This is a genomic window from Sphingobacterium sp. HMA12, assembly GCF_002933815.1.
Lineage (GTDB): Bacteria > Bacteroidota > Bacteroidia > Sphingobacteriales > Sphingobacteriaceae > Sphingobacterium.
Genome location: NZ_BEYR01000001.1, coordinates 2723777 through 2735840 on the forward strand (window position 1 = coordinate 2723777; position 12064 = coordinate 2735840).

Annotated in this window: 9 protein-coding genes; 5 read left to right on the plus strand and 4 right to left on the minus strand. The window is 42.5% G+C overall.

The features are described from left to right. Positions 1-44: 44 nt before the first annotated feature. Positions 45-3275, minus strand: coding sequence for a sugar-binding domain-containing protein (locus tag HMAT_RS11755; RefSeq protein WP_104382878.1), 3231 nt, complete (start codon positions 3273-3275; stop codon positions 45-47). Between the two features lie 224 nt (positions 3276-3499). Here HMAT_RS11755 and HMAT_RS11760 point away from each other — a divergent pair, with 224 nt between their 5' ends. From HMAT_RS11760 to HMAT_RS11775, 4 genes are read left to right on the plus strand one after another with little or no spacing between them, the layout of a single operon-like run. Beyond that, positions 3500-4594, plus strand: coding sequence for a zinc-binding dehydrogenase (locus HMAT_RS11760; protein WP_104382879.1), 1095 nt, complete (start codon positions 3500-3502; stop codon positions 4592-4594). Further along, positions 4594-5886, plus strand: coding sequence for an MFS transporter (locus tag HMAT_RS11765; RefSeq protein WP_233789204.1), 1293 nt, complete (start codon positions 4594-4596; stop codon positions 5884-5886). The genes HMAT_RS11760 and HMAT_RS11765 overlap by 1 nt, the downstream gene beginning before the upstream one ends. A gap of 9 nt (positions 5887-5895) precedes the next feature. Further along, positions 5896-6783 carry an alkaline phosphatase family protein gene (locus tag HMAT_RS11770; protein ID WP_199768605.1) on the plus strand — a complete coding sequence of 296 codons (888 nt, stop codon included), beginning with the start codon at positions 5896-5898 and terminating at the stop codon, positions 6781-6783. Between the two features lie 53 nt (positions 6784-6836). After that, on the plus strand, positions 6837-7187 hold the full coding sequence (locus tag HMAT_RS11775) for a lipocalin-like domain-containing protein (protein ID WP_104382881.1): 351 nt from the start codon (positions 6837-6839) through the stop codon (positions 7185-7187). Positions 7188-7322: 135 nt separating this feature from the next. On the opposite strand, the gene HMAT_RS27045 is transcribed toward HMAT_RS11775, so the two are convergent. Next, a complete protein-coding gene (locus tag HMAT_RS27045; RefSeq protein ID WP_158655784.1) occupies positions 7323-7493 on the minus strand; it encodes a hypothetical protein in 171 nt (56 codons plus the stop codon). 50 nt (positions 7494-7543) lie between these two features. Further along, the gene (locus tag HMAT_RS11780) at positions 7544-9100 is read right to left on the minus strand and encodes a fimbrillin family protein (RefSeq protein WP_158655786.1); all 1557 of its coding nucleotides are present in this window, start codon (positions 9098-9100) and stop codon (positions 7544-7546) included. Between the two features lie 267 nt (positions 9101-9367). Between HMAT_RS11780 and HMAT_RS11785 the strand changes: the two genes are divergently transcribed. After that, entirely contained in the window at positions 9368-10000 is a 633-nt protein-coding gene (locus HMAT_RS11785) for a response regulator transcription factor (RefSeq protein ID WP_104382883.1), read from the plus strand. Here HMAT_RS11785 and HMAT_RS11790 read toward each other — a convergent pair. Further along, positions 9969-12035, minus strand: a complete 2067-nt coding sequence (locus HMAT_RS11790) for a HAMP domain-containing sensor histidine kinase (RefSeq protein WP_104382884.1) — start codon at positions 12033-12035, stop codon at positions 9969-9971. The genes HMAT_RS11785 and HMAT_RS11790 overlap by 32 nt on opposite strands. Between the last annotated feature and the right edge of the window lie 29 nt (positions 12036-12064).

Genomic DNA, 12064 nt, shown 5'->3' on the forward strand with positions numbered 1-12064 from the left:
AAGAAGAACCTGATAATACCCCTGTTCAAGCGTTTTTTTAGGGTTCAATCTACTTCTTCTGTTAAAGCCATCTTTGCAATCATGATATTTGGACCTTTTTTCGTATTTACCTTCATTTTTAATACACCGTCGTTGGAATCTTCCCGCATGACATGCAATTTGACCCATTGTCCATCTTTATCGTGCTGGCCTAAAGTATATTGCCGACCTTCAAATTCAATATCCGCGCGACGTCCTAGATTATTCCAGTCATGGAAAAAGACATAAAAAGTACCGATCATGCCCTGTGGCACATCCAGGGTCAATTCCATGTGTTTACCCTGCCAGGCCGATGCTACCGCATCTTTCCAGACACCATCTGCTTTTACAGTATAAGTCGTTCCTTTTTTGGATTCACTCAAATCCAAAAGACTGGACCAATCCATATTTTGCCCCATTTCTTTCACTTTTTTTCCCGCTTCCACATACAACAATGCATTCTTAAAGGCTTTCGGCGCCACACTTTTTAAAGGCTCGATGAAGACAAACATCTTTCGTAAAGAATCCAAATTAGGCTCATACTCAGGTGCAAAATCATCCGAAGCCATATACTTTTTAAGACTGGCTTTCAACTGTTGGCTCACCGGATTGCTCTCATCCTGCAGATTAAAGCCCGTCACCAGCAGTTTCCCTTTGCCAACCTTTAATTCAAAAATGGAAGCCAGCTTATTATTGCGATGAAAATCATCTATCGGCTGGGCAATAGGCCTATAGTCAGACGGAAAATTGTTGATGTAAAACCCCTTGGCACCTTTGTAGATCGACTGCCATTGCCAGTTGCCATACGTATCTGTCGGAAAGTCAGCAAAAGCAGGATGTTTGTCGCGCAGTAAAAGACCGATGGTATTGATTCCCTGTCCCGGAAAAAAAGTAAGTGACCAGTAGAGCGGATAGAAGCTGATCAGGTCTGCCGTGACCACATTTCCGAGGTCAGCAGCATCCAGCAATACCTTACCGCCTGCATTTAAAACCTGCTCGGCCTTCCTGTCAAAGCGGTCGGTTACATAGATATTCTTCATATCCTCCTCCACCGGTGGATAAACCCATATTTCCCATCGATTTATGTTGGGCCGGCCCTTTAGTCCCACCTCCACCGTCAGTTTCGTCGCCTTTTTGATCCCGGAAAAATCACTCTCAAAAGTTCCTATAATCGCTGAACTCCCCGACCGAAACAATTGACCGGAGAAATCCCCCGATGAAAGTACCTGTGCTGTTCCATCGTAAATCTTCCAATAAACCGCATCGCGGATATTAGCCTTGCCGTAGTGTGCGACCTGTACTTTTGCATGAAATGTTTCTTGTGTCTGCCAGACAAATTTCGGCATACGCAGTAACATCACTGTGGTATCATGGTGCATCCTGAATTCTTCCGGGCTTGTAATTCCCTTGCTGTCGTAGAAAGCATCAAGCCAGCCAATGAGCGCTTCCCCCTGTCCCTGGTAGTCCTGCATACCTAACAGCTGTATCCCGGCAGCCGAAGGTGTACGAAGAAAAGACTCGATCTCATTCTTATACATCAGCTGATTCAGTGCGCCGGATGCCTGTACAAAAGCTTCATTTTGCGATTCCAGATTGTTTTTTCTGGCTTGCTCGCGAAACTGCTCGAGGTTTCTTGCTTTTAATACGCCTGTGTACTTTTTTATTTCATCCCACTTGGGGTAAACCGGCCATTGACCGATTTCATGTGCTATAACGGGGATATTGGACTGGCTATATACTTTTTCAAAATCCCAGTCCGTGGTAGCACCACGTAATCCTCGGGTCCCCCCGAGTTTGTCAATGTAATGCGTCACGATAAACTGATCCAATTCGGTGATCTTTCGTGCTGAAGAAACCGCATACAATCTTCGGGAATCTTTCTCCTTGTAAGGCTTCAACCAAGATTCCATCACGCCAAAGTCCGAATTGCCCAGTTCATTTCCGATGGCCATGGTTGTAAAAGAAGCATGGTTTCCATAATTGGCCAGCATCGTCGCAATCTCTTTTTGCGCAAATGAATCTGCAGAGGCATTATAACCAAGACCTTTTGGTCTGCCCTTGGTGTTCATTTCCTCTCGCCCCGGATTATCTACGGCCATCCACCAATCCAGCCAGATCACTTCGGGCTGGAGGTAAAGCCCGATTCGGTCTGCCGCAACAAAAGCCGCTTCCGGTGGACACCAGGAATGAAAACGAACATGATTCAATCCATAGGACTTATAAATGCGAAAGATCCTTTCCCATTCCTCAACATCCATTGACGGGTAACCGGTCAATGGAAAATGCACACAGTCCAAATTTCCACGCAAAAAAACGGGGCGTTTGTTTACCAGAATCTTTGATCTGGAAGCACTGATTTCACGGAAACCTATTTCCATCTCCTTCATATCCAACTGCCGGTCTTTCTCATCCAGCAATTTGATCGTCAATGTGTAAAGATTCGGATTGATATCATCCCATAACCGAATTGACTCCGGTACATTTTCAGTCATTTCGATTGGCTGTTTCGCCGACAGCAAAGTAAACTTCCGTATTCCCTGAAATACCACAATGCCACTGTTGCGTTCCCGAAAGGAGTAGGCTAGCTTGACAGACCTTTTTTTTCCGTCGAAGTTCAGCAAAGTATCCCTGAGCTGAAACGCTTTCGGGGCTATCGATGTAAAAACTTGCGGATTGAAAAAATGAGCCGAATTTTTTGCAATAAGTTCAATTTTACCGACTATACCGTTCCAGATACTTTGCGTATACTCCGTATAAGCATGCCCTTTGTCCCCAATATTATAGATCATGTCATTGTTCACACGGATTGTCAGCCGATGCCTACCGGGGCTAAGTGTCCCAAGTGTGTACAGATGTGGCGAATTTAAGGCATCCCTGGTCGAAATTTGTTTATCGTCCACAAAAAGCATGGATTGCCACATCACACGTTCCAGATTCAAAAACAACTGTTTATCTTTCCAGCCCTCAGGTACTACAATGTCGCGCTGATACCAGGCCGGTCCATAATATTTAAATGAGCGGGTTAATATACCAAAGTCTGATCCGACTGTTTCTGTCCCATATCTAGCTTCATCTGTTGTCCCCGGTAAATGAATCGTGTGGGCAAGATCCTTTTCAAACCACCTTTCCTCCAGTCCACTGTTTTTCCCGTCGAGTGCAAAGCGCCAGGATCCGTCCAAATTTTGTGTGTTCTGTGCAAATGAATGAATTGAAATAATCCAGAAGAAAACTCCAATAATTAAGGATAATCGTGTCATAATTGATGTATAACTAAAATATTAAATACAAAAGAACTCATATTAACGCTATTCGTGATGTAGAAAAATAGTGAAAACATGTAAAATATACCTTTTTCTATATACCGCTCTTCATGAAGTGTCTAGCTAGGCGAAACAAATTTTTCATAAAAATTTAACAGTTTCTAAATGTAGTATACATAAACTTTGTTTAGTATTACAAAACTTATGTATATTTATATTGAATGAAAAAGTTAGCAACTTACTATGTTTTTAGCAGTGCCAATACACCACTTCTCAAAGTTGACAAACCTATTCCGGAATTAAATGAAGGTGAAATATTGGTCAGTATACGATACACCACACTCTGTGGTAGCGATCTGCATACCTATTGCGGCTTGCGCAGCGAGCCCTGTCCAACTATTTTAGGCCATGAAATTGTCGGCGTTGTCGAAGAGATTTCTTCATCCCACAGCGGTCTTGACATGCAGGGCAATCCACTCCGAATCGGCGATATAGTCACCTGGACCATATTTTCTAGTGATCCCAACACGGACGTTTACCAGTCCGAAATACCGCAAAAAAACGATAAGCTATATAAATATGGACACCGTCAGATTACCGAGCAGGACAATCTGCACGGGGGCTTGGCCACCCATATTATCCTTCGTCCACATACTGGTATACGTACACTGCCCAAAGAGATTCCTTTAGCTGTGGCAGCAACAATCAATTGTGCCGTAGCGACTTCGGCCGGCGCACTTCGACTTGCTGATACGGTAGCCGGGAAAAACATCCATATTGCCGGCATTGGTTTATTAGGATTGGTTAGCATAGCGATGTGCAAGGAATCAGGTGCAAACAACATTATTGCATCTGATATTAATTCCGACCGTTTAGCAATGGCGAAAAGTTTTGGTGCCACCCATACAGTCCACCTCGGCGAGCTCAAAGACAGCACCTTATTGCAGGATATTGCGGTCGACAGGTTCATTGACATGAGCGGCTCCCCTGACGCCATGGAAACGGGCATCGAGACCTTGGCACTCCATGGCCATGCCGTCCTTGTCGGAGCAGTATTCAATCAACGTAAGACCGGAATCGATGCCGAAAAAGTCATCCGAAAAATGCTTACCATAAAAGGCTTACATAATTACAACTATACAGATTTCTCTACAGCCGTAGATTTTATTATTGAAAACTGGCAAAAATATCCATTTGAATCATTGATTGAACACGAATTTCCCCTCGAGGAAGTCAATACAGCGATAGCTTATGCGATAAGCCAAAAGCCCATTCGTGCCGGTCTATCTATTCATACCTCAAACGAAAAGTTCTAATGGAAAAGAAGTTCAGAAGAGATCAATGGAAGATGCTGTTTGTCACCATGTTTTGTTACCTGTTCTTTTATACGGGACGTCACAACTTTGGCTGGGCTGCCCGCGGGATAGCCAAAGAGCTTGACATCAGCTTCCAACAAGTGGGCTGGATCAGTTTTGCGATGCTGATGGGGTATGCTGTTGGCCAGCTGATCAATGGCAATCTCGCCGACCGACTGAGCCCCAAACTGATGATCATCACCGGTGGAGGTGTTTCCATTCTTTGCAACCTGGCCATTAGTTTTGCCGGTTCGTATACAGTGATTCTTGTTCTTTGGACGCTGAACGGCTATTTTCAATCCATGGCATGGGGATCTGGCGGTAAGCTGATTTCCAATTGGTGGAGCAGTTCAGAGCGAGGTAAAGCCTTTGGTTTTTATACCATGGCAGCAGGAAGTTCTTCCGTTCTGACATTTTTTATGGCATTGATTCTCGTCCAGCAGGAACAAAGCTGGCGCAGCCTTTTCAGGTATCCTATCCTATTGCTCGCTGCGGCATTACTCGTATTTTTGACAGTTGCCTATAGTGACCCCAAAAGGAAAGGCTATACAATCGGGGATGAAGAAGGAGAATCCGTCGCAAAACAGGAAAACTGGAAGCAATCCTACCAAAAAGTATTTCAGAACCGCAACTTTATGATCGCCTCTTTTGCTATCGGCTTTCAGAGTATGGCACGCTATGGGCTTATCTTCTGGGTACCGATCCATTTTTTGGGAAACAACTACAAAGAATCCTCCGGCAATATGTGGCTTACCCTGCTTATCCCTATCGGTATGGCGCTGGGGGCCGTTTCTTTTGGCTATATCTCAGACCTCATTTTCAACAAAAACAGAAGCAAATCCATCTGTACCGGAATGATCATCAGTTGCATCATCGCCATTCTTATTTATTGTGTCCCTATTCACAACCATTTTTTGGTTGGTATATTGATGTTTACTTCAGGATTCTTTGTCTATGGTCCACAGGCCAACTTCTGGACACTAAGTCCCGACCTATTGGGGACCAAACTCGTGGGCACAGGCATAGGCGTGATGAATATGTTTGCCTATGTCTTTGCCGCTATCGGTGAACCATTGTTTGGTAAACTCATCGATTACACCGGTAATACAGCCAATATTTTTCTATTTGTAGCCCTTATCTGTGCGATATGTGCCACAATCATAAGCTTTGTCAAAACTAAAAACGCGATCATTTATCAACAAATTGATCACAGGGTCAGAAGCGCGCAAGCGAATTCAATTATTAAGAACTAACATATGAAAATGAAATCACTACTTTTATTCCTATTTGTAGCTACCTGCATGAAGGTAGATGCACAGCGTGTTGTCATCATCGGCATAGATGGCTTTAGTACCGAAGGATTCAAGGGATCCAAACATCCCAATATCGACCAATTGTTTGAAAAGGGATTAATAACGCTCGGCAGTAGACCTGTATTACCCTCGGTGACCCTACCCAACTGGACAAGTCATCTTACCGGACAAGGACCTGAAGAGCATGGCATCACTGCGAATAATTGGACATTGGCAAAGCATCCGCTCCAGGCGATCGAAACAGACACTGATGGCTATACACCATCCATATTTAAGGTACTGAAAGATAAAAAACCAGGTTCAAAAACTGCATTCTATTATAACTGGGCCGAACTCATCAATCCGATCAATAAAAAGTACCTCGATGAAGTTTCCTTTGAAGAAAACGATAAATACCAGAACAACTACGCGAAGGCACTAAAATTTATCAGTGAGAACAGGAATGATCCTACGCTGGTATTTTTGTACAGTGTTCACGTTGACCATGCCGGTCACGGACATGGCTGGATGTCGCCTGAATATATTTCGGCAATCGAAGAAGTCGATGGTGAAATTGGCCGTTTTATTCATCAACTGAAGGAACAGCAACTTTACGAGGACAGCTATTTTCTGTTGCTTTCTGATCATGGTGGCATTGCTAAAGGTCATGGTGGCGTCACGATGAACGAGATGCAAGTACCATTTGGCATTACCGGCAGAAAAATCAAAAACCTGGGCGTTACAGACATATTCTTTAACAGCAATCGGAATACCTCTTGGATATTGGCAAGGCTATTTGGGCTGAAAGCTATTCCCAGATCATGGACCGGCATTGCTCCTACAGAAATTTTCAGGTAAAGAAGAGGAAATATTTCATAAATTTATTCAAGTTATATATTCAAATCAACAGCATGAAAATAGTAGCAACACTAATTTTGATCCTTTGTTCCTTTGCAGGGTATAGCCAAACTGCTAAAGAACTTATTGGTAAATGGAAACTCGTCAAACAGACAAACAGTAATGGCCAAGTTTCTACTCCTAAAGATACCTATCAGGTTTTTATGGAAAACGGAAAATTTCAAGGTATCCATAATGGTGACTCCCGCAACGGAAAATGGAAATTATCCGACGATAATAAGACGCTTACTATTAAAATAAGTATAATTTCGATCAAATTTAAGGTAGAGTCTTTTGATGAAAAAAAACGCGTCATCAGCAGTGATAAGACAGGTATCTTAGCATATGAAAAAGTACAAGAATAACTTCAGCGAATTGAAATCGTGGATCATGTTAACATTATCTCAGAAGTGCCAGCATCAAAAACCGGCGCTTCTGAGATAATATTGAGGATGGTAGCAGATATACTCTCAAAATTACGGGAGAAATCGAGCTTATCTTTACCAGTTGATCAGTCGACTATCATCATCCCCTTTATTCCATGACTCCTGTGGGTCATTGCCAAAGGTATCTGCCGGAGCAGCTGACCCAGCAGCGATGCCTTGTTCCAATTCTACTTCCATTGTTTCAATGCGTGGACTTATATAAATTTTTCTATCTGTATTTTTCATGATCTGATCAATTTTTTATTGTTATTTTTAACTAATGTATTAACCGTGTATTAAGGACATGCAGTCTTTTTTCTACCGCTTCCGGCGCCGACCATTTTTGTCGCTCCCTGTACAACCTGCGTAATTTTTACCGTATTAGTTGTAGAGTTCCATGGCACGGTGTTGAAAGAACCCTGTGTCAGCACCAATGGATATAATTCTCCGCCATTGCTTTTGCTTCCATACATGGACACCTCACCCGCACGACTGATGACTACACGAACAACCGGATTTGCCGAAGTGCCGGTCAGGTTGTAGACCTGAGGGACAGTACCGCCTGCTGTGTTGGTTCCACCATAAAGACTTCCGTCCGCAAACCGTACATTCCGCGGTGCGATGGCGATGCCTGCCTCAAACTGAATCTCCTGTGTTGCCAATTTTTGGCCGTTTACTTCCATATTAAAGGAATTATCCAGTTGCTGAATATCGAATACGAATCCATAGTCAGCGCCCGGTGCTGTTAACGTCTTTGTCACGACATATCCTGCTGGACGGGTTACCCCATCTACCACAGCACCAGAACCAGAAGCCGGATAGGTCCAATTCAGATCGGCACCACCTGTCACAGGCTGTGTACAGGTTTTGAAGTTCAGGTTGAGGTTATACCTTTGGCCCGGGACGATATTTAAGCCTGCTACAGATACATTGTTCTTCGTTTCGCCGTCAATGGTAATAGAGCCGAACTTAAAAACACCGTTTGTTGTTCCGGGATGGATCAATAGCGTCGGTGTACTTGACACCGTACGTAGGCCGGTACCTAATCCAGGGAATTCAACATTGGCCGTCGCCGTAGATCCATTGTACGTAATCGTACCATCAGCCAATTTCAGATTTGCGCCCGGATGTGTAGGATCAATGGTCGTCGTTCCCAGATTGGTAATGGCCCCTGTCATTTCAGTCGCCATGCTTAAGTTGGTCGTGACTTCACTATACTTGTGTTTCAGGACCACATCCAGATTATTATCACCCGAGTGAACCGTTAGATCTTTCCTGAAATACATCAGATCCGCACTGACGTTGTCCAGGCTGGCATTCGCAAGATCGGCCTGTGCCGTTACCGCGGGAACTGCTGCGGTACTATTGACGGAATAAGCCACAAAAGTATAGGTTTGTTCTGCATCCAATGCGATCGCAGCCGTATTATCGACTGAATTGGTATAGGTCTTTTCGGTTACATAATCACCGGCAGCGTTGTACACCACGATTTTATACTTGATGTTATCTGCTAATGGCGTCCGCTCTTCGGTCACCGCTGCGCGGATACCGGAGGAGGCCCGCAATAGACTGCCACTTGTTAAGGACGGCTCGCTGGTCAATGTGGCTTCAAAAGAACTTGATTTTGTCAAAGGGATCACTACCGTCTGTGCGGCCGCAGTGCTACCACCCTTAACTGCTTTCTTTGTGGTGACGATAGGGTTTTCTACGCCGAGTAACTGAATACTGACGCTGGCTTTGCCACTTGCCGCTACACTGTCTTTGCTTTCTTTACAAGAATAAATGGTTGTACAGGCTAAGGCTGCAAAGGACAACATTCCCATGTTGCCAATACTTCTAAACTTAGATTTCATGTTAATTAACATTGATTTGAGACTATTTACTTTTCTATTTTTTCTATACTTCAACCGTAGGTGAAGAGATATCCGGAAATTTGCGCCAAATCAACTACAAACAAATGCTATTATCAATTAACAAATGGCCGAATAGCAAATTTTTGCTATGTTTTTATAACCATATAACAAATTTTTGCTACGAAAAACAATACAATAAATCAGTGGTAAATAAAAAGAAATGTCAATTAAATAGGTAACTTTGGATTACTGAACTCAAAATTCGCTATGTTAACAAATGATTCACAACTTGCGGTTATCTTAGATGATCATGGTCTATTTGCCACATCTTTTTCCTTACTTCTAGAAAAGTACAGGCTCTTTCATTTTGTAAAATCATTTGACAGTAAGGATGACTTCCTTCGGTTTTTAGAATCGTCAGGTACCCAAAAAGTCTATATTTTTTTAGATTACTACCTATCAGAAGAAACAGGGCTATCCCTGTTGCCTGAAATAGGCCGGTTGAACAGAGATGCGAAGACAATTTTTTTGACCAGTGCTGTCTCGCCACTTCTCATCCAAACGTTGAAAAATTACAATCCCGATGGTATTTTAAGTAAATCCAGTAATCTTGACACCTTGAAATCATGTGTTGCTTCGATCAGGTTAGGTAAGAATTTTATTGATCCATTTTTTGAAAAGCTGCTTGAAAACCATCAATCCCTCCCGGTCAAATTTACACCGCGCGAAATTGAACTTTTAAAACATTTCGCCCGTGGAGACAGTATTGCCAAAACAGCCGAAAAATTATTTTTGAGTCCCCACACCGTCGTGGCCCATAGAAGGAAAATGATGGCTAAAATAAACTGCCAGTCAATCACACAATTAATTACATTTGCTCGGGAACACGAAGTGATTTAATATTTTTTATACAGCATCCATCGGTAGAACCGTCCAGGTCAAATCGAAAAATGGATCCCTGCCCTTCACGGCTATCGATTAAAAGCTCACTGCCGCTGAGTGCCAGATAATAACGGCAGAGTTGTAATCCGATACCATAACCTTTTTCATTCTTTGTTCCCCGATGGCTGACAGGTTCAGAAACAGCGTATAAATTATCCTGAACCTGTTGAGACATGCCTACACCCGTGTCGATGACACTAAATGTAATGCGATTATTTTGCTCATTGATACCTGCTCTTAACGTAATCTGATTATCCGGTTTACAGAATTTGATCGCATTGTCAACTAAATTTCGGAGAATTATCATGACGACCTCAGCATCAGCCGATGCCTTCAGCTCGTCATCACATTCAATCAGTAGTTTAATTTTCTTTTCCTCCAGTCGTTTCATATTTATACCATGAATCTGCCGGAAAATATCCCTGACATAAAAATCTCCCATGACCAGATCCGATGTGTGCAGATGTTGATTGACCCAGAGCAGTAAGTTCTCAATTAAATTGATCATGGAATCAAATTCCTCGCTATTGGAGGAAAGTAATTTTTTAATTTCCTCCGGCGGAACAAGCCCATCCCTTATCAGCATGAGGATACTGTTTAAATTATTTATCGGTGAGCGTACATCATGGGTCACCAACGATAAAAGTGACCTTTTGAAATTATCCGATTCTTCCAATAACGCATTCTGCTCTTCAATAAATTCATTTGTATTACGAAGCGTCTCGTTGGCTTTTCTTTTGTCTTGGACATTTTTCACCAAAAGAACCGCAATGACTAACAATGAAACAATCAACACCGTGGCTACCAGCAAAATGTAATTGCGTCGCAAAACTTTGGCATTATATCGTGATTCTAGCTCATTTTGTTGGTTTTTAAACTTAAATTCCTCTTCATTCCGCACCAGTTGTTCTTTGTTATCTGCACTATAAAGCGAATCCGATGCGGATTTATATTCTTTATAAAAGAAAATTGCCCTGGAAAGTTCCTGTTTTTTTTCCAATATCGTACCAAGCCGGTTTGCAGCGTTCTGTATATAATACAATTGTTTATTCTGCTTTGCCATTTCATAACATAATTCTGAATAACGAATGGCCTCATCCATATTATCCATATCTAAATAACATGTGGCAAGATTGTCCAGCAACCTTAAATACTCAGTTTGCTCGCCGGTGGATTCAAGGGTGGCTTTGGCCTTCAGATAGTAAGCTATTGCATTATCCCACTCCTTCTTTTCCCTATATAATGATCCCAGTGATTGGAGCGCATTTCCAATGGCTTTATAATTTTTATTTTTTTCAGCCAGATCTAAAGATTGATCATACAGCTCTTTCGCATGTTGCAGATCATTTTTATGTAAATACAGATGGCCGATATTCCCTAAAATAAAGGTCGATCTGGATGAGTCTCCCAACGATTCGTATTGCCTGAGACTCTCCTTGTAGTATAGAATAGCCTTATCATCCTTTTGCTGATAATGATAGACCATTCCCATATTATGAATGGCATGCGCCTTTATCAACGGAAGATGGTACCTGTCGGCCAGTTCGATTGCAAGGTTTAATTGTTTCAGTGCCTCAGTATGGCCCCCCAGGGCAATATAGGGCATTGCCAAATTACTTAATATTTTAGCTTTTCTGCCATAGTCGCTCTCCTCTGTGGCAATCGCTACGGCCTGATTATAATACGCGATAGCTTCACTGTACATCCCCTTCTCATAAGCCCCTATACCAAGATTTCGGAATGCATCTATTTTTCCGGTCCTATATCTCATGCTGTCACTCATCGAGAGCGTTCTTTTGCTCAGCATAATCGTAGAATCCGGAAAGCTGGACCAATGCTCATAAGCCCTGAAGTTGAGCTTATTCACTAACGCAGTGTCCGGTAATCCAGCATCGGTATCACTTTTATGATCAGGAGAGAAACATGAAAAATTTAATACGATTAAAATCAAGAGTGTTATTCTCCTGAATAAATGACACTGTTTACTTTCCATTATAAATAAGTAATATGAATTTTGTAATG